The organism is Lachnospiraceae bacterium JLR.KK002 (genome assembly GCA_036941025.1).
In the GTDB taxonomy this organism is placed as follows: Bacteria; Bacillota; Clostridia; order Lachnospirales; family Lachnospiraceae; genus Petralouisia.
This window is the reverse complement of record JAYMNP010000001.1, coordinates 3,819,778-3,840,825: the sequence shown is the minus strand read 5'-3', so window position 1 is coordinate 3,840,825 and position 21,048 is coordinate 3,819,778. Positions and strand designations below refer to the sequence as shown.

Below are 21,048 nucleotides of genomic sequence, written 5' to 3'. Positions count from 1 at the left end.
GAGGTATTTATGGCAGCAAAACAGAAAATTTTAATCGTGGACGATGATGTAAATATTGCCGAACTGATTTCTCTCTATCTCACCAAAGAATGCTATGACACCCGCATGGTGCACGACGGAGAAGAAGCGCTGGCTGTCTATGAACAGTACCGGCCCAACCTGATGTTACTGGATTTAATGCTCCCCGGTATCGACGGATATCAGGTATGCCGGGAAATCCGGGCAAAATCCAACCTTCCCATTATCATGCTTTCCGCCAAAGGAGAAATTTTTGATAAAGTCCTGGGACTGGAACTGGGCGCGGACGATTACATTATGAAACCCTTTGATTCCAAAGAGCTGGTGGCCAGAGTCAAGGCTGTACTCCGGCGCTACCAGCCTTCCCGGCCGGACGCTTCCATTTCCGATATCAAATGTGTGGAATATCCTGACCTTACCATCAATCAGACCAACTATTCCGTTCTCTACTACGGAAAACCTGTGGATATGCCCCCCAAGGAGCTGGAACTCCTCTATTTTCTCGCCTCCTCCCCCAACCAGGTATTTACCAGAGAACAGCTTCTGGACCATATCTGGGGATATGAATATATCGGCGACACCCGTACCGTAGATGTTCATGTAAAGCGCCTTCGGGAAAAAATAAAAGATCACCCCTCCTGGAGCCTTGCCACAGTCTGGGGTATCGGATATAAATTCGAGGTAAAACAGTGAAACGAACCCTTTATCCAAAACTTTTACTGGGGTATGTGGCCTTTGGTATTCTCGGCTTTCTTACCATTGCCATCTTTACCTCCCGGATGACCCTGAATTACATAGAGCGGGACACAGCTTCCGATTTGTACCGGGAATCCAATCTTCTGGCAGCCAATTATGCCGCCAACTATTACCGGGGCACAATGACGCTGGAAGACGTAACTTCCCATTTTGTGGCAGTGGCCACTTACCTGGATACGGAAATTCAGGTGGTCAGTCCGGACGGAAAGGTGCTGATCAGTTCCAGTTCCGATACTTCTTCCGACGCCATCCAGAATTTTGACATTACCGCCTTCGGCACCAGCTACTACCAGACAGGTACTTTTTTCAATACTTTTCAGGAAGAAACCCTCTCCGTATTTTCTCCCATTACCATCAATTACAAGGTGCGGGGTTATGTGCTGATTCACAAGCCCGTCCGTGACCTGATTGCTCTGAAAGACGGATTTATTAATATTGCCTATATGACGCTGGCAGTTATTTTCCTCTGCGCTTTTGTACTGCTGGGACTGTTTACCTGCACCGTTTACATCCCCATCCGGAAAATTACACGGGCAGCCAGAGACTATTCCGAGGGGAATTTTGACACTCAGATTAATATCCAGACCAATGACGAAATCGGGTATCTGGCCGCCTCCCTGAATTATATGGCCACGGAACTTTCCACCCTGGAAGATGACCAGCGGAAATTCATCGCCAATGTCTCTCATGATTTCCGCTCTCCCCTCACATCCATCAAGGGATATGTGGAAGCCATTATGGACGGCACCATCCCCCACGAAATGCAGGACAAATACCTGAACATTATCCTGCTGGAAACGGAACGCCTGAACAAGCTGACTCAGAGTATGCTGGAGCTGAACAAATACGGAGCCAGAGGCACCATGCTGGATATCAGCAGCTTCGACATCAACAACACCATCAAACTGGTGGTCCAGTCCTTTGAAGGCATCTGCCAGGAAAAGAAAATTTCCTTTGAGCTGATACTGACAGGGCATACCTCCTTCGTCTATGCAGATATGAGCAAAATCCAGCAGGTGCTCTACAACCTGATTGACAATGCCATCAAGTTCAGCCATCCGGATTCCACCATTACCATTGAAACTACGGAAAAAAATGAAAAAGTGTTTATTTCGGTAAAAGACACGGGCATCGGCATTCCCAAAGACAGCATCAAAAAAATCTGGGAACGCTTTTACAAGACAGATTTATCCCGCGGAAAAGATAAACGGGGCACAGGCCTGGGTCTGGCCATTGTCCGGGAAATCATTTCCGTCCACAACGAAAATATCAACGTAATCAGTACGGAAGGAGTTGGCACGGAGTTTATTTTTACCCTGCCTCTGAATCAGGATAACCGTGATTAAACGACCGTACCGGAACCGGCTACAGGGGGCTGTGGGAAAACAGAGTTTTCCCACAGCCCCCTCTTTCTTCATCTGAACTGTTACGCCACATGTAACTTTATGAAAATTTACATTGACAAAGAGATTGTTATATTATATACTTGTATATACAAGGTAAGATAAGAATAAACAGGTAAGGTGGTGATACCGTGAATCAGGACTTTCTTCACTCCCTGGAGCAGAAAGCAACCCTTTGCCGGTTAAATGTCAGCCGGATGATGCGGGCCAGCGGCCACGGCCATATCGGCGGCGCATTTTCATCCATGGACATTGTAACCGCACTGTACTTTTACAAAATGAAAGTACGCCCTGAAGAACCGGACTGGCCGGACAGAGACCGTTTCCTGCTGTCCGCAGGACACAAGAGTATGGTTCAGTACGCTGTACTGGCAGAAATGGGATTCTTCCCGAAAGAACTCCTTGACACTTACGGTTCTCTCCATTCCAGACTTCCGGGCCATCCCAACATGCACAAACTGCCGGGGGTAGAAGCCAACACCGGCGCGCTGGGACACGGTCTGGCCATTGCCGCAGGCATGGCCATGGGATTACGTCTGGACGGTAAATCTTCTCAGGTCTACACGATTCTGGGAGACGGGGAGCTGGCAGAAGGCTCCAACTGGGAAGCAGCCGCAGCGGCCGCCCATCATAAGGTGGACAATCTCACCGCTTTTGTGGATTTCAACGGTCTGCAAATCAGCGGCAACGTAACCGAGGTGATGAACTTCACTCCCATTGATGAGAAATTCCGGGCTTTTGGCTGGGCTGTCCGTGAAATCGACGGAAACGACATGAAACAGATTGTGGAAACACTGGACGCCCTTCCCTTTGAACCGGGCAAACCTTCCATGATTGTGGCCCATACCGTCAAATCCAAAGGGCTGAAGCAGGGAGAAGGAAAGGCAGCCTTCCACTACTGGAACGCCAGCCTCGAAGACTGCGACGCACTGGACCGGGATCTGATTTCCATGCTGGATGAAAAGGAGGAGTGAAATTATGGGTGAATGGATGGACCCCAGAAAAACCTTCGGGAAAGCAGTGACAGAGCTTGCTCAGGAAAATAAGGACATCGTTGTGCTCTCTGCAGACAGCGGAAAAAGCTCCGGCTTTACAGAATTTATGGAACAATATCCGGAACGGTATTTTGAATGCGGCATTATGGAACAGACTGCCGTCGGCATTGCCTCAGGGCTTGCAGCCACCGGGAAAATTCCTGTATTCTGCGCCATTGCACCCTTTGTCACCGTCCGGCCTTTTGAAATGTTCCGGAACGATTTGGGCTATATGGAGCAGAATGCCAAGATTGTGGGCAGAAACTGCGGCATCACCTATTCTGACCTTGGTGCAACCCACCATTCTCTGGAGGATTTTGCATTGATGCGGATGATTCCGGGAGTAACCATACTGGCGCCTCAGGACCCTGATGAAATTATCGGCGCTGTTCAGGCAATGATTGACCACAAAGGCCCCGTTTACATGAGAATCGGCAATCCCAAAATTGAAGTATTATTCGAGCGGGAGCCCTTTGTCATCGGTAAAGGCCGGAAAATCAGAGAAGGCAGCGACGTGACTCTTATTTCTACAGGTTCCACTACCGCATTTGCCATAAAGGCGGCAGAACTGCTGGAACAGGAAGGGATACATGCAGATTTGATTGGAATGCCCTCCGTATGGCCTCTGGATGAGGAAATGATTCTGGCATCTGCTGAAAAAACAGGACGTGTGGTGACCGTGGAAGAGCATTATGTCAAAGGCGGTCTGGGAACTATAGTTCTGGAAACACTGAATGCAGCCGGTATCAAAGTTCCGCTGCACATGCACGGAATCCCCCATCTGTATGCCGGAAACGGGCCTTATGAAGAACTGCTGGCATATTACGGGCTGGAACCCCGGGGAATTATGGAGACAGTAAAAAAAGTCTGTGAAAGCTGACAGAGATGTCCGGGAGAAATATCCCATGCATTCACAGCAGGGTGGTAACTTTACATATACAAAGGAGGATTTAACTATGGTGGATTTATCAAAAATGACAAAATGGGAAATGGGGAAATTATTTGACTACGCACTGCTGCCCAAGCAGACAACGGAAGCTGAAATCCGCAGAGGATGCCAGGAAGCCATCAAATACAACTGCAAGGCTTTCTGCTATTCTTCCTCAGAATGGACTCCGGTAGTGGTAGAAGAACTGAAGGGCAGCGACCTTCTGGTAGGCGCAGCCATCGGATTCCCCTTCGGCCAGCAGTCCAGCAAAGTCAAAGCATTTGAGACAGAAGAAGCAGTTCGTCTGGGCGCAACCGTTCTGGACAACTGCATGAACGTAGGCGATTTGAAGGACAAAAAATACGACAAAATCCGCGCGGAATTCAAAGAATATGTAGACGCTGCACAGGGCGTCATGACCAAAATGATTATCGAGACCTGTTTCCTGACAAAAGAGGAAATCGTAACCGCTACGGAACTGGTATGCGAAGCAGGCATTGACTGGGTAAAAACTTCCACAGGACAGTACGCAGGACCTTCCGTTCAGGACGTTATGCTGATGGTGGACGCAGTCAAAGGCTCCAAAACCAAAATCAAAGTATCCGGTGTGAAAGACCCAAGACCGCAGAACGCTTTCTGCTTCCTGAGAGCCGGTGCAGAACTGATTGGAACAAGAGCGGCAGTGGAAATTCTGGATTCCGTAGATGATTTGAGGAAAATGGGACTGATTCCCGCTTATACCGGGGATAAATAAGCACAGACAGAATATGACTGGAGGGTTTTTCAATGATTGATTTATCAAAAATGACAAAATGGGATATGGGAAAATTATTTGACTTTTCCGTACTGCCCAAGCAGACCACAGAAGCTGAAATCCGCAAAGGCTGCCAGCTTGCAAAAGAGTACAATTGTAAGGCTTTCTGCTTCTCCTCTTCGGAATGGACGCCCATCGTAGCAGAAGAACTGAAAGGAACGGACATCATGGTAGGGGCAGCCATCGGATTCCCCTTTGGCCAGCAGTCCAGCGCAGTCAAAGCATTTGAAACAGAAGAAGCCGTACGTTTGGGTGCTACCGTTCTGGACAACTGCATGAACGTAGGCGATTTGAAGGACAAAAAATACGACAAGATTCTGGCAGAATTTAAGGAATATGTAAAAGCTGCACAGGGCGTTATGACCAAAATGATTATCGAGACCTGCTTCCTGACAAAAGAGGAAATCGTAACCGCCACCAAACTGGTATGCGAAGCAGGCATTGACTGGGTAAAAACTTCCACGGGACAGTATGCAGGCCCCTCCGTTCAGGACGTTATGCTGATGGTGGATGCTGTAGAAGGCACCAAAACAAAGGTAAAAGTTGCCGGTGTGAAGGACCCAAGACCTCAGAACACCTTCTGCTTTATCCAGGCAGGGGCAGAAATCATCGGAACAAGAGCTGCTATGGAAATTCTGGACGCAGTAGACGATCTCAGAAAAATCGGCCTGATTCCGGCTTACGTTGGAGATAAAGAATAGTCCGGAAAAGACATTTTACACCGGATGCGGTACAGACAGATTCCGGCACATGCCGGAACAGACACACAGACAGAACAGATATGGAATTTACGGGACGGGCGGGCTTCATCCCCAAATACAAATTGCCATTGTATTCCTTACTGACCTGATAAACCGAAACCTGCACGGACAGTATGTTTTGTATCTGCTGACAAATATTTCGGGGTTTTAAAAATTTTGAAAGAAAACGAGGAGGATTTTTATTATGGCACAATATTTAGTTGGACTTGACGGCGGCACCACTGGCTGCAAAACCTGTATTTTTGATCTGGACGGAAAACTGATTGGAAGCGATTACCGGGAATATCCCTGCTATTATCCGAAGCCCGGATATGTAGAGCAGCTTACGGAAGACCTGCTTCCCGCATTTTTCGACAGCATTAAGACCACCATTGAGAAAACAGGCATCAACCCCAACGACATTATCGGCTTTGGCTTCTCCAGCCAGGGTTCCGTAATCGGACTTCTGGATGAAGAAGGCGAACTGATTCGTCCATGGGTCGGATGGCAGGATTTACGAAGTGAAGGCGAAGGCATTCAGTACCTGTTAGACAGAATCCCCAGAAGCGAAATTTATAAGCAGACCGGAGACCCGGTGGGAACCACCTTCTCCAACGGAAAACTGGCATGGCTGAAACTCCATGAACCGGAAAACTTTGAGAAAACAGCCATGTTCGCCACCATGCAGGATTATTTCCTGAAAAAATTCGGCGCGGACGGATATTACACCGACTACTCCTCCGCCAGCCGGGAAGGTATGATGGACATTGACAATGAATGCTGGTCCAAAGAACTCCACGACATTCTGGGCATTGATTTGTCCAAACGTGCCACCATCGTAAAAGAACCCGGTAAAGTGGTAGGACATATCGGAGAAGAAGTATCTGCAAAGACAGGCCTTCCGGTGGGAACTCCCATCTGCATCGGCGCTCATGACCAGAACTGCTGTACCTTCGGCGCAGGCGCTGTAAACGACGGAGACGCTGCCCTGGTACTTGGCACCTTCGGTTCCTGCTTCGTGGTTTCTGACAAATCCATCCGCGACCCCAAGGAACGTCTGGTGGTAAAAGGCAACCATGGATGCGGCAATTTCACCATTGAGGCTTTTGCCAACACCGCAGCATCTGCATACAGATGGTACCGCGACACTTTCTGCGATTATGAAAAAGAAGCTGCAAAAGCAGCCGGAAAAGACCCTTATGACCTGATTAATGACCAGATTGCAACCTCTCCCATCGGAGCAAACGGGGTAACCTTCCTCTCCTTCCTGCAGGGCGCCGGCGGAGCCAGAATCAACGGAAAAGCAAGAGGCTCCTGGATTGGCATGACCCTCGGAACAACCAAGGCAGACATGGCCCGTGCAGTCATGGAAGGTATCTGCTATGAAATGTATGACATTATCCGTGCAGAAGAAGAATCCGGCATTAAAATCGGCAAAATCCGTCTGGCCGGAGGAGCAGCAAAATCTCCGTTGTGGTGCCAGATGATGGCCGACATTTTCAAACATCCCATCCAGATTCTGGAAAACGGAGAAGCCGGATGTCTGGGCGCAGCTCTCTACGCAGGCGTTGGCGTAGGCGCATACAAAGACTGCCACGAAGCAGCAAAGGTAGTCCGCACTACCAAAGAATACACACCGAATCCGGACAACTTTGCAGCTTATGACGCAGCTTACCAGAGATTCTGCGACATTTACGACGCACTGGACAAAAAGATTTTCTAATCATATCAGATTTGCAGGCCGGTAAGCCCTCCCTCTGGCTTACCAGCCTGCAGACCGGAATGAAAGGAATTCCGTTTCCGGACAGGAGCGTTTTTACCTGCCTGCCTCTCTCCTGCCCGGATGTACGGAAGTTTCCGTAACAGGAGAGCCCTCACTGTTACATTTCTTTACTCTTTCTTTTTAAATTATATCTTATATTGTATATACATGTATATCACCTTCTTCCGGCAGACACGTTTTTCGGACAAACCATCTTCCGGACAGAAAGCATTTACTGACAGAAAGCATTTACTGACAGGAGGTTACGAGAAAATGAACATCAATTTAAAATCACTGGGACTGGAAACCATCCAGGGAGAAGAATCCCTGGTGGAACGGGTTCTGGACATGCCCATTGACCTGGAAGAATATCAGGATTTGAAACATATTGGCCGCTGCATCGGCGTTACCGACCAGTTCAGAGACGTTATCGAAACATTCCACGTACCGGAAGGAGAAACTCCTGCCGGATTTAAACGGGAACTGGTGCTGGACAGTGACGGTGTAATCCGGGCGGATCTGGTCAGAGATATTTCTTATGATAAAAACGGAATCTTACGTCCCACCAGAGTACTTTTTTCCGCAGACAGCGCCAATCCCTACGAGGTAGCCCCCATCAGCCCCCTGATTTCCAATCTTACCTGCAACCCCGGTATTATCTACGATCTGTTTATCAACAATCCCAAAGCCAACGTGGGAAATATCTACAAAAACCGTGATGAGGTTATGGAAGAAATCGGAAAAATCCTGGGGCCGGGGTGCGACATCAGCGTGGAGCTGAACAACCCCTTTGAGGAAGACTTCAACAAGATTCTGGAAGAAGCGGAAAAATTTAAAGAAATGTTCTCCAAATACCGGGTGGTAATCAAAGTGCCCCACACCGGCGCAGTCACACCCCAGAACGTGGGACAGCTTCTGAACGGTAATAAAAAACTGGATAAACGCTTCGACCAGATTGAGACAGAACACGCACTGAGAGGCCACAACCTGGCACTGAAACTGCATGAGCACGGATACCGGGTGAATTTTACCCTGATGTTTGAGCCCTTCCAGACCCTTATGGCACTGCAGGCAAGACCCTATTTCATCAACACCTTTTTGCGCCACCGTCTGGTACAGTCCCAGACCATTCAGAATTATCTTCATATGTATGATGCTTCCGGCGATTCCGCTGTTCTGGAACAGCTTCGGGATTACTTTATTTCCTGTGACTATTACACAGAAGCCGACAAAGGCATTTCCCTGGAAGAAGTGCTCCGCTTCGGCCGGGACCTGATTACATACCGCCATTTTGAGGACGCTCAGGGCAGCGACGGACTGGACGGTATGCGGCATAATCTGCGGGTACTGAAAAACTGCAATATGAAAGACACACGGCTTATCGTATGCTCCATGGAAGGCCCTTACAACTATCCGGATATTGACAAACTTCTGGCTGAACCGGAATTCCAGGATATGAATCATAAAGTAGTCATCACCGCCGAGCCCCAGTATCTTGCAAGGTTCACGTCCACCAATCAGGTTATCAGCTACCAGAGACGGTTTATGAATGCGGCAAAGGGACAGAGTTAAATACTTCACGCTTTAACGTAACAGGACATTTCCTGTAAGAGAACATACACCCGTTTTTACCCTGTGTAAAAACATCAGTCATGGAGGAAGCAACATGAAAATTGTATTTGGATGTGATCCAAACGCACAGGAGTTCAAAGAACAGCTTATGGCATATACGGAAAGCCTGGGATACGAAACAGCAGATTTCGGCAGCGACGATCCCATTTACGCAAACACCGCATTCCGCGTAGCCCAGGCAGTTGCTGCTAAAGAGTTTGACCGGGGCATTCTCCTGTGCGGAACCGGAATCGGCGTATCCATCGCCGCAAATAAAGTAAAAGGCGCTTACGCAGCATGTATCCACGACGTATACCAGGCCCAGAGAGCCGAGCTGTCCAATCATGCGAACATCATTACCATGGGTGCCCAGGTTGTGGGCATCGAACTGGCCAAAGTCATGGTAAAAGAATATCTCGCCCAGACCTTTGACCCAAACGGAAGATCCGGGCCCAAGGTTCAGAGAATTACAGACTTTGAAAATGAGTAAACAGGAATATATGAAGCGAAGACAGCAAAGGCTCCGGGTACCTGAATGGAAAAGGCTCCGGAGCCTTTTCGCAGATTTCGCAACCTTGACAGTAAATCTCTAATATCCTATAATATTAATGTGGAAATTTTTAACATCCATATGGTGGATGACCATCCAATCCGGCCCGAAAAAAGCTGAGAAAATGGTCATTTATACATGTATTGAAAGAGGATGAAGTGTGATTCTTCCGTACAGCGGACAGCCAAATCATCTGTTTTCAATAGATGAGGAGGAGGACATAAATGTTAGACAGAAACAACCCCAAACCGTTATATCAACAACTTATGGATATCCTGATCGATGCCATTGATTCCGGCAAATGGGAAGCGAATAAGAAAATTCCGTCAGAAAATGAACTCAGCGCCACCTATGGCCTGAGCCGCATGACTGTCCGTTCTGTTCTGACAGACCTGGTAAAAGAAGGCCGTCTTTACCGGGTACAGGGTATCGGCACTTTTGTAGCTGAAAAAATAGAAACATTCAGCCCATCCTACATCGGCATCCGGGAACAGCTGGAGAAAATGGGCTATGAAGTGGCCACAAAAATCATTGAATGCGGCATAGAGCCATGCAGCGCCACAGTCGCAAAACATTTAAGACTTCCCAAAGACACCCCCGTATTTAAAATCAAGCGGGTACGCTGTATTAAGGGAGGCCCTATCAGTATACATATTTCCTATGTAAACTCTTCCTACAGTGAAACACTGACGCCGGAAGCTCTGGAAAAGGAGCAGTTATGCATTCTCCTCAATCAGAACTACGGTATCAAACGGAAAAAAGCTCTGGAGACACTGGAATCCGTACAGGCTTCCGAAGGGGAAGCAGCCCTTCTTGACGTGGAAAAAGGCTATCCTCTTCTGCTGCTGAAGGATATTCTTTATTCCGAGACAGACGAGCCTTACGAATATACAAAAGTAGTTTTCCGGGGAGATAAAATCAAAATCCGTCTTCAGTATGAATAACTGCATATGCGCAGATTTTCATACACTGTTCAGCCGAACTGCTCCTGGCAGTTCCCTTTCAATCAGATTTTCCAGGAAGAGTTTTATTGTACCTTTTCCTGTATATACATGCATGATATTGTAAAAGGAGGAATAACATATGTCAGACAACAGATTTATCCGCGTATTAGAGGATGCCAGAAAGAAAAATATCGCTGTGGGAGCAGTGAATATCTTCAATTACCTGACCGCAGACGCCGCCGCAGAAGCTGCCAGCCAGCTTAACGTCAACCTGATTATCCAGACTTCTGCCGGAACCGTGGAACATTTCGGCGCGAAACGGTTATACGATATGGTGGATTCCCTGCGGCAGGGTCTCGGCATAGAGGTTGCGCTTCATCTGGACCACTGCCGGAACAAAGAACTGGGAAAGCTCTGCGCAGACACCGGATGGGACGCCATTATGATGGATTTTTCCCATCTGCCTTTTGAAGAAAATATCAGTAACACCAGAGAACTGGCCGAATACGCCCATAAACGCAACGTGGCCATCGAAGGAGAAATCGGTATCATTTCCGGTGTGGAAGAAGATATCGTCAGTGATACGGCTGTGGGCGCAGATTATGAAGAAACCATGGAATTTATTCAGCGTTCCCACATTGACGCCATCGCTCCCGCCATCGGAACCGCCCACGGCATTTACCATGGAGTGCCCAAAATCAATTTTGACCTGGTGGAACGTCTGGGCCGGGAAACCACTCCGGTGGTCATCCACGGAGGCTCCGGACTGTCCGCAGATACCTTTATCCGGCTGATTGCCGCAGGCGGCCGGAAAGTCAACATTTCCACCGTAGTCAAAAATGCGTATCTGGACAAAATCCGGGAACTGGTTCTCTCAGAAGAAAAATACGCTCCCATTCCTTTCGACACGGAAGTAAAACAGGCGGTAGTTCTGGAAGTGCAGAAACACCTGAAGGTGTTCTCAGGTCTCAGCAAAGAATTTTAGATGAGGGAATAATTATGAAAGCAAACTTTGAGTGTGATTTACATGGACATACCAACCGTTCCGACGGAAATGACAGCCCGGCAGAATTCATCCGCCATGCTGCCGAACGAGGCGTTAAGATTGTTGCCATCACAGACCATGATGTGATTCCCCCGGCTGTGGTGGATACGGAACAGGGCGAAAAGGATATCCTTTCCTACGCCAGGGAACAGGGCATTCAGCTTATCAAAGGTATCGAAATCTCCTGTGAAACTTACATCGACGACGTTCATCTGGTCTGCTTTAACTGCGACTGGGAGAATCCTTATTTTTCCGATTTGGACACTTTCACTGTAAAAAGCAAGGTGGACAGCTACCGGAAACTGATTCGGGCCCTCAGTGAAAAGGGAATGCCCATGAGCTGGCAGGAAGTCCTGAACAACAACGGACATTCCATTCCGGATCATCTGGTGCAGAAAAAAATGATTTTCGAGCTGATGGTGCGAAAAGGGTATTTTGAAAACTGGCAGGACGCAAAACTTTTTGTAAAAAACTCCAGGGAAATCGTTATCAAACGTGAGAAGCCGGATTCCGTTTCTGTTATCCAGGCAGTCCACAGCATGGGTGGTATCGTTATTCTGGCCCACCCCTATCTGATTTCCGAGCCAGTCACTTATCAGGGAAAGGAGCTTACCCGAAAAGAATTTATCCGGATTCTCACAGACGCAGGACTGGACGGAATCGAAGCCTCCTACACCTACGATAAGACCAGCTACAGCGGCACCATGACCGCAGCAGAAATCAAAGCCGAAGTAGAACAGCTCTATACCGGTCAGGGCCTTATCATTTCCGGCGGATCCGATTACCATGCCGACGGGAAAAAGGGCGTAAAGAATCCGCGGGAAATCGGCGACTGCGGCATTACCATGGAGGATTTCATGAAATATGACGCCCTGAGACGTCTGGTAGAGTAGCTGCCTGATTCCTGCACATCCCCTGACGGGGCTGTTGCAATATGCAGCCTATATACAATATATGATAAGACTATCTGGTCTGAATCCCATATCCTGTATATAGCGTCTGTTTTGCGACAGCCCTGTCTTTTTCTGTCCCGCCTTTCTCGCCCATTTTTCCTGCTTTCTGTCCTGCCTTTCTCACTCATTTTTCCGACTTCCTGTCCCTGCCCTGCTTCCCCTTCTTGCCAGATTCCGTTCTTTCAGGTAACATATTCAGATAATTGGAAAATTTAATCATTATCAGAATTTTATAATTCTCTGAGTTCCAATATTCAAAACACTTTTCATATCACACATACAAAGGAGAAATTGTCATGAGCCATTTACAGACAACAATCAAAACTTATCTGGAATTCTGCCAGTCCCAGAAGCGTCTGGATTCCAAAACCCTCAAAGCATACCGCATTGATTTGAATCAGTTTTCCTCTGCTATCTCCCCTGCCCGGCTTACGGATATCAGCCCGGAACTGCTGGAATCCTATATCGCTCCGCTCCATACCATCTATAAGTCCAAAACCGTCAAACGGAAAATTGCTTCTTTAAAGGCTTTCTTCCACTATCTGGAATATAAAGACCTTATCTCCCTCAACCCTTTCAATAAAATTCAGGTAAAATTCCGTGAGCCTGTTATCCTGCCCAAAACTATCCCCCTCCATACCATGGAACTCCTTCTGTCCACCATGTACCGGCAGCGCGCTGCTGCCAGAACGCCTTACCAGCAACACAATGTTCTGCGGGATATTGCAGTCATAGAACTCCTTTTTGCCACCGGTATGCGGATTTCCGAGCTTTGCGCCCTGAAAGTATCGGACGTGGATTTGGATGATAAAACCATCCTTATCTACGGAAAAGGCTCAAAGGAACGCAGAATCCAGATTGGCAATGAAGATGTGCTCCGCATTCTGCAGGAATATCAGCAGGAATACCAGCAGGAAATTACCGCCTGCGGCTGCTTTTTCATCAACCACTGCCATCAGCCCCTGTCAGACCAGTCTGTCCGGCGAATTATCAACAAATATGCCGCCCTGGCCTCCATTGAGCAACATATTACGCCCCATATGTTCCGCCATACCTTTGCCACCTGCCTGCTGGAATCCGATGTGGATATCCGCTACATTCAGGAAATGCTGGGGCACAGCTCCATCAACATTACGGAAATCTATACCCACGTGGCAATGTCCAAGCAACGGGATATTCTGACCAGGAAACATCCACGAAAGGATTTTTGTGTGTCTTAATCAGAAAATATAACAGGTGTTTTTGTACTTGCGCCGCTTCATCTAAGGATGGGGCGGCGTGGTTTGGGCAGGGGAGAAAGAGAAATGAATGATGGATAATTGATAGTTATCCGTTGGTTTAGATGGATTTGTATTGAAGGGATAATGAATAGTTATTGGCTGCTGACAAATAGACAAAAATTACTCACTGTCGCAGATACAGGATATAGCTAGATTAACCTATATTACTGACATCAAAATAATCTGCAATGATTTTGGTCAGGAGGGGCTTAAGATGCAGAATAATTTAGAAAGTGTTTTTTTGCGCTTGGGATATGCTTTGAGAGAAGCAAAACACGTTGGAAACAGTACAATTATTTTAGGTGCGGGATGTTCACTTAGCGCAACAAAACGGGATATTTCAACATGTGGAATCATGAAACAATGCCTTTTAGAACATGGAGTTAATAATATCGACAATATCGGCTGGGAAGATTTATATCAAAAATTTATTAATATAGTTTGGCAGGGAAAGGCTCCAAAAGAGCAGAAATGTCTTTTAAAAAAGAAATTAGGAGAGCTAACGCCAACGGAAGGACATTTATGTTTACGTTCCTTAATTGAACATGGTTATATTCATAATGTCATAACAACTAATTTTGATATGCTTTTAGAAGAAACATTTAAAGGACTTTCCTATCAAAAACGTGTGGGCGATGGAGAGTATCATATAATTGGTGATGCTCCTCTTTTTAATCTGCTCAAAGTGCATGGGGATTTAGAGGAAGGGAAATTTCGATTTGCACCACATGAATTAGTTCAGCTGCCAATGCCGCTCCAAAAAGATATTGCAGAAAAAACAGCAGGTCCTCTGATTTTTATTGGATATCGCGGTCAAGATATTGGTTTGATGAACGCTTTGAGCACAAAGAATGAATATGCCGTTTACTGGATTGACATTACACAACTTGATTACCTTGATATGTTTACGACTCAAAGTATCCAGAATTTTATGGAAAGGAGGTCTTCAACAGGAAACTATTTACATGGAAAGGAATTTGGAGATTTTAATGAACTCACTAAAAAACTCAATGATTTTCTGATGTATCCGTCATATAGTGCAATCATTAAATCAAAAGAATTTCATTTGAATGATATCTGGAAAGATACCTCGATTGTTGAAATGCTGCGTATTTACTCAAGAGTTTATGAAACCTTTCTGGACATACTGGAGATATCTGCTGACATCCAAAAGCGGCTGTCGTGGAATCTGGAAAATCCGGCTTACACAAAGAATTATGATGAGCACCTTTATTCATACCTTTATTTCTTTAACAGCAAAAACCTTCCCTCGAATCTGCTTCATATACCAAATAATGAATTAGATGCTCTTATCCTAGGCATTTCCACAGAAATCCTAGTTAGAACAACAGGAAATGGTATATTACCTCAAGATTTTATTGTGGATATAAAAACAGAGTTTAACAAGAAAAACAATCAGAATATCATTAATGATGCTTTCTGGCTGGCTGTTGAAAAAATAGTGTGTTCCGAATTTGATATTGAAAATGTTGTTGATTTTAACATGCCAAACAAATTAGTTCTAAAAACATATGACATACCACTTAAAGAATTCAATGAATTATTGCGGGTTGTTTCATTCCTTGCTTTACTATTGCCTGTAAATACAGTTGATGACAGACGGATTGACAGTCAATACAAAGCCAGACAATTTTTAAGTGGAAAATATGACCGGATGAGCCTTATTCAAAATGCCATTAATATTGATCTTGGGGTAATAAAAAGTGAAGAGGTTGATGCATTATATCAATTCTATCTAAAAGCATTGCCAGATGTTCATATATTAAAAGATATTAATGCAACAAACGGGAAAAAATACGTATCCTTTAAATCAAAATGGATTCATATCAATCTGGAAATTGATGAAGAAGGAGAGGATGAACAGAATAATGATATTTATTTCTTCAAAATATTGGAAAAACAAAGTGAAATTAGTCAAACAAATTTTCTTAGACTGAAAACCATATACGGACAGGATAATCACGTTAATTTGCAGCTTGATAAAGATATTCCGACCTTTTTAAATTCTGACAAAGTCGGTATGTTTGTAGCAGGCTCCAGCGGATGTGGAAAGACAAACTCTCTCCAAAGTTATATCCGCAATAAAGCGGTTAACATTATTCCTATCATTATTTCGCCTAAAAATAATACTGTCAACAGGCAGGGGCTTTCCTTATTTCTTAATCTGGATATTACAAACGAAAATGAAGATATGGTTTTAAAGCACATCAATCATTTCATGGTGATGCGAGAAAGACTGCTTTTGCTTATATTTGACGGTTTGAATGAAGTTAGCGATACTGTTAAAATCCAACAGAGTCACTATTGTAAGATGTTGGAATTGGCAGACAAAATTTATCATAATCATTACACAGGCATTAAACTGATAATCACCTGTAGGGAACAAGCATATTATAAATATAAATCCGCCACAACATTAGCGATAAATCCATTATGTTTTTACACGAATGATGCCATTCTTAAACATGAGGATGCCAGCTATATCGTATCAAAGCTTTCCAGCGAAGATAGGCAAAGTCTGTTAGATGAATACATATCTGCTGATGTTCTAAAACAATTGCATATGTCCAGCAGATCTGCCTTCTGGAATAGGAACAATCTTATCAATGAGAATGTTACCCCGTTTTTTATTGCCATTGCGGCTGAGGCTTTAAACACATATAAAGGTATGGAAATCATCAAAAACAGTGGCACAATATACGATTTATTTTCAAGTGCGATGATGGAACGTCTTGATCTGGCAGATGCCTTTTTAGCCCAGAAAATAATTTATGCTTATTTTGATTTACTGATTCATTATAGAAATTCCAGTATTCAAATTACCCGATTTAAGATTTTGAATGTACTGGATATGGAATATCACAACCGTTTTTATCAGATTATCGACAATCTGATTGACGTTAATATTCTGATAAAAGATGATTCAAATCCGGATAGAATAAAGTTTCAGCATGATAAAATTGAAGAATTCTTTTTTAAACGGTATATTGAAGAAAATGAGCATACAGGATTGCCTTTCTTTGATGAAATTTTTGATTTAAGCAGCAGAAATGTTATTTACCAGAGTGGTATTTTGCAATATCTTTTGGGAATGGAAAAGAGAGGCAGATTAAAAGAATTAAAGGATTTAGTAAACGGCTTATTTATGGAGCATATTAATCTGATTCCTAAAATTCTGACAGAGGTGTTATCCTATTCAGAAAATTTAAAACATTCTTTATCTTACCTTCTCAGTCCTGACGATATTGAAGGAAGTAAAAAAACAGTATCTGCTATCATTTGGGGAATCGAGCAGAGCCTGCAGGATTACTCTGCTGTTACATATGATATCAAGAGAATAGTTGAAGAATTGCAAAAAGCACCAAATAATATCATCATGTCAAAGGAAGCGCAGGCATATATTTATTTCTTTCAATCAAAATTAGAATATTTCTCTAATCATTATAAAAGCGCACTGGATTATGCCGAAGAAGCCCGTAGGTTGTTGGGAAAAAGCAATCGCACACTATTAATGAAAATTGATATCCATCATGCTGTGATATTAATGGAACAGGGATATAGTAAACAATGTATTCATTGTCTTGAAAAGGATTTTGAAATATATCAAAACAGCAACGATTTAAAGACAAAATTAGATTTAGGGATTGAACTGGGAAGGGCTTTCAATCATAGCGGACAGACAGCTCGTACGCTTGAGCTGTATGATATTCTTCTGTCACATGAAAGTGAAATAAGTGACCCGTATGTTTTAGCCAGGATTTATGAGCAAAAAGCGAATGTTTTGAATAAGCTGATGTACCATAAGCTTCAATATGGTTTTGTTGAAAAAGAAGCGTTATCTGATGATACATTAGACGATATTAAGGAATTATTTGAGGAAGCTCTATCACTATACAATAAATCTATCGAATTGCTGCTGAAAGCAAATGCCATTTTTACATATAGCGGTGTTTTACCGGAAAAAATAAACACTTATATCAGTTATTCTTTTTCTATAGAGCCGAAAGGAATCGATGAATGCGAACAAATGATGAACGAACTTGATTCGATATTCAGTAATATCAGCACACCCTTTGAAACAGATTCCAATCTCTCCAAAGCCTATTATTATGAGTATATGAACCGAATGGATGTAGCGGAAAATTACATAAAAGAGGCTTTGGACAATGCTATGAAACTGCAGATAAAAAATAAGGAAGCAAAGTGCAGATGTTTTTACAGTCAGTTTGCCTATAGAAGAATAAAGAATCATGTAAAGGATACAGAAAAGTGGTGTAAACTGGGCATTAAGCAGTTGGATATGGCAATTGATTATTATGAAAAAAATGCTCTGACCGACAACAATATTTTTCTGGAAGACTGTTATTTTCTGAAGCAAAAATTCCCAAATACGCATTTTCAAAAATAAATTCTTGACTGGTAAAGGCCGTTTATGTGCTGCCTTTACCAGCATTTTGGGATTGCAATTATTTCTCGACGCTTTCCGGCATTTCTTTGGTTGTAAACCGCATTCCGGATAAATATTTCTGGTCAAAGCTCTTTTTTAATGCTCCCAGTTTAGCAGCGATCTTTCTGGCTTTGTCTTCATCAATATTTAATGTCATTGGAAGAAGTGAAATGACCGCTGCTTTTCTATTGTCTGGTATCGTTGTATAATTGGGAAGAAAGCGTGTATAATAACTGCATTCTTTATTTGTAATCCAGTATTCGGACAATGCATATAAATATTCATTGTTAGCTGCAACGGTTTCCTCACTTGATTCTTTGAATTTTTGAAAAGTTAACTTTTCCTGGGGACGGGCGGCCCATATGATTGTTGCAAAACCATATGTATTATTTTTCTCCAAAATCGTAAAACCGTAAGTAGGCAAAGCATCCGCCAAAACATTTGCCACAATAAGCATATTAGCCACATAAGCTTGAAATCCCTCAATTCCGACACTCTGCAAAATATTCCATGCAGACAAAATATCAGAAGTGCCTCTTGAATTGCCAAGTGTATAGCGATTTGGCTCTATAGGAGTATGTTGGTTGTTTTTGACCGTCTTATCAGAGATTGCATATAATTCATCTGCCTTCCTGGATAAGAAAATACTGCATGTATAAGGAGAAAAACCTCCTTTATGAAAATCTATGCCTGCTCCATCTGCGAGGTGGGCAAATAAAATTCTTTCTAGTATAACTGCCGTCTTAGATAATACAGCAACCGGAATATCCAGCTTGTTTTTATCAAAATCATAATACTTAAAAAATAACCAAGGCCAGCATATTACCATATCAAAGTATATGTACGGAATGTAATTTACATTAAACTTTTCCAGTAATGCATATAATATATCGTGTCCCTCTTTTATTTTTTCTACATTGCAATGGGTAGTATTGCCACCTGAAAATATTATGCATGCAATGGGTATTCTTTTTGTAAAGCATTTGACTAATATTTGTCTAAAGACTTCAAAATCAATAATCCCTTCGTGTGTAACGGGTACTCTGATACATCTTCCTCCCAATCCAAAGTGTTCACATACCGATTCTATGGAATAATGATTGACTTCTGATGTTATGACGACAGGGCGTTCCTGTGTTGGAAAATCTACTCTATTAAGTCCGCACCTTACCGCATAAGTAAGGCAATATTTTCCTCCCGGCGTAAAAACACCGGCTGATTCTTTTGCATCCCATCCTAGCAATCCGGACAACTGTCTGACAATTTGTTTTTCCATCTCACCAAAACCAGAACAAGTTCTCGAAGTTATTGCATTCGGATTGTATAATTTAGCTACTGTAGTAGCAGCTACTGTATTAAACATGACCGGAGGATTCACATTATAAAGCATGGATGGGGCATGCCAACGCATTTGCCCATTCAGTATCTGCATGGAAATATCAAGCACTTTCTGAGCATTTTGCGGGCAGTCAGGGAGTGCTTCATAGTTTTGAAGAAATGAATATTCTCTATCCGCATTACCAAGATACACTTCGTTGGGATTATGGATATCAGGCAATTTTTTCATGCAACCATTGATATACTTTATAAATTCATTACGATTTCCTTCATCAGCAGATAAAAACCTGCCTTTTAATTCATTACAGATTTTTTTATAACTATAAGCTGAATCAATTTTCTGTTGAACCATAAATGGAATAATACTTTCTGTTATTTTTTCCGGCAAATGCGCAGAAAGTTTTTTTATAAATTCAACAACCGTATCTGTCGGTTCTAACCTCGATAAATATACAATCAATATAATGTTTAATATGTTAGTTATACTATTTACTGCATAAAGTTGTTGAAATGCTGTAAATACTGTATGATTCAGGCAATTTTCATAGTTAACCGCAACCAAATAATATGTTTCATTTTCCTTATCATAAGAATATATAAATTGTCCAAAGTCTCTAAAGTTATACTCACGAAACAGTTGATAAGAATTTGAAAGAAGTCTCGTATATTTATCCTGATTCTGGACTGCTTTTACCTCGGTAAAATCTGTATCAGCTTCACATACAAAAGATAAAGCTAAAGGCGGATTACCTAGTATGGTTATTACGATTTTTTCCGCAGAGCCGATACTTCCATATAAACAAATTTCTTCGATATCGGAATCATTATCAAAAAGTTGAGATATCATGGAATCTGCTTCGCTTATAGAAACTGCCGTATATTTCTCTTTTGAAAGACAGTTGTTTGCATAAACAGGTTCCAATACGATAGGAACTTTCATTTTTTTATTTTTTAATATGTCACATACAGATTTATTATGGAATCTCGAAATAAACTGCGGTTTCGGCATACCAAGCGACATCTGTGAGCAGATGGCTTTTTCATGTAATATTAACGAAGAAATATAGGTACACCCCCAAAATTCCAACTCAAGATTTTGCAATAGTTGGGAAATTATGTAATCATTAAGTTTATATTTGTGACCGCATTTTTTCTTTAAGGTGTATTGAGAGCAAGGAATAATGCATAGATAGTTATTTTGCTGTAACAGTAATTCTAACTCTTTTCGGGTAGGATCCACCATGTATGTAAATTTAAGGCAAGAAGACTTCTCAGAGTCTATAATATTAATTAAATCTGTGTTAAACTCCGATATCTGGGAAAAAACAAGCAGCACTTCATATTGTTCCTGAAACATTTAAATCACCTACCACCATTCTTATTTCAACGCTATATGATATTATT

The 21,048-nt window shown here is 43.3% G+C and carries 15 protein-coding genes; 14 read left to right on the top strand and 1 reads right to left on the bottom strand.

Features of this window, described 5'->3' with window-relative positions:
- The first annotated feature begins 9 nt into the window (after positions 1-9).
- The 14 genes from VSQ32_18680 to VSQ32_18615 all read left to right on the top strand — a co-directional run bounded on the left by VSQ32_18680 (position 10) and on the right by VSQ32_18615 (position 18,267).
- On the top strand, positions 10-711 hold the full coding sequence (locus VSQ32_18680; GenBank protein ID MEH2944816.1) for a response regulator transcription factor: 702 nt from the start codon (positions 10-12) through the stop codon (positions 709-711).
- The gene (locus tag VSQ32_18675; GenBank protein ID MEH2944815.1) at positions 708-2,120 is read left to right on the top strand and encodes a HAMP domain-containing sensor histidine kinase; all 1,413 of its coding nucleotides are present in this window, start codon (positions 708-710) and stop codon (positions 2,118-2,120) included. The genes VSQ32_18680 and VSQ32_18675 overlap by 4 nt, the downstream gene beginning before the upstream one ends.
- Before the next feature lie 188 nt (positions 2,121-2,308).
- Positions 2,309-3,151, top strand: a complete 843-nt coding sequence (locus VSQ32_18670) for a transketolase (GenBank protein ID MEH2944814.1) — start codon at positions 2,309-2,311, stop codon at positions 3,149-3,151.
- Positions 3,152-3,155: 4 nt separating this feature from the next.
- A complete protein-coding gene (locus VSQ32_18665; protein ID MEH2944813.1) occupies positions 3,156-4,091 on the top strand; it encodes a transketolase C-terminal domain-containing protein in 936 nt (311 codons plus the stop codon).
- A 76-nt stretch (positions 4,092-4,167) separates the two neighbouring features.
- Positions 4,168-4,893, top strand: a complete 726-nt coding sequence (gene deoC, locus VSQ32_18660; GenBank protein MEH2944812.1) for a deoxyribose-phosphate aldolase — start codon at positions 4,168-4,170, stop codon at positions 4,891-4,893.
- A gap of 32 nt (positions 4,894-4,925) precedes the next feature.
- A complete protein-coding gene (gene deoC, locus VSQ32_18655) occupies positions 4,926-5,654 on the top strand; it encodes a deoxyribose-phosphate aldolase (GenBank protein ID MEH2944811.1) in 729 nt (242 codons plus the stop codon).
- A gap of 244 nt (positions 5,655-5,898) precedes the next feature.
- Entirely contained in the window at positions 5,899-7,416 is a 1,518-nt protein-coding gene (locus tag VSQ32_18650; GenBank protein MEH2944810.1) for an FGGY family carbohydrate kinase, read from the top strand.
- Positions 7,417-7,728: 312 nt separating this feature from the next.
- Complete coding sequence (locus tag VSQ32_18645) at positions 7,729-9,027, top strand: transaldolase family protein (GenBank protein ID MEH2944809.1); 1,299 nt, start codon at positions 7,729-7,731, stop codon at positions 9,025-9,027.
- 94 nt (positions 9,028-9,121) lie between these two features.
- The gene (locus VSQ32_18640; protein MEH2944808.1) at positions 9,122-9,556 is read left to right on the top strand and encodes an RpiB/LacA/LacB family sugar-phosphate isomerase; all 435 of its coding nucleotides are present in this window, start codon (positions 9,122-9,124) and stop codon (positions 9,554-9,556) included.
- Between the two features lie 284 nt (positions 9,557-9,840).
- Positions 9,841-10,560, top strand: coding sequence for a GntR family transcriptional regulator (locus VSQ32_18635; GenBank protein ID MEH2944807.1), 720 nt, complete (start codon positions 9,841-9,843; stop codon positions 10,558-10,560).
- 139 nt (positions 10,561-10,699) lie between these two features.
- Positions 10,700-11,545: a class II fructose-bisphosphate aldolase gene (locus VSQ32_18630; GenBank protein MEH2944806.1), complete on the top strand. Its 846-nt coding sequence runs from the start codon at positions 10,700-10,702 to the stop codon at positions 11,543-11,545.
- 14 nt (positions 11,546-11,559) lie between these two features.
- Positions 11,560-12,498 (top strand): PHP domain-containing protein, encoded by a 939-nt coding sequence (locus tag VSQ32_18625; GenBank protein ID MEH2944805.1) that lies wholly within the window; start codon positions 11,560-11,562, stop codon positions 12,496-12,498.
- A 356-nt stretch (positions 12,499-12,854) separates the two neighbouring features.
- Complete coding sequence (locus tag VSQ32_18620) at positions 12,855-13,778, top strand: tyrosine-type recombinase/integrase (protein MEH2944804.1); 924 nt, start codon at positions 12,855-12,857, stop codon at positions 13,776-13,778.
- A 274-nt stretch (positions 13,779-14,052) separates the two neighbouring features.
- Entirely contained in the window at positions 14,053-18,267 is a 4,215-nt protein-coding gene (locus VSQ32_18615) for an SIR2 family protein (GenBank protein ID MEH2944803.1), read from the top strand.
- A 58-nt stretch (positions 18,268-18,325) separates the two neighbouring features.
- On the opposite strand, the gene VSQ32_18610 is transcribed toward VSQ32_18615, so the two are convergent.
- Positions 18,326-21,001, bottom strand: coding sequence for a pyridoxal-dependent decarboxylase (locus tag VSQ32_18610; protein MEH2944802.1), 2,676 nt, complete (start codon positions 20,999-21,001; stop codon positions 18,326-18,328).
- Positions 21,002-21,048 lie beyond the last annotated feature (47 nt).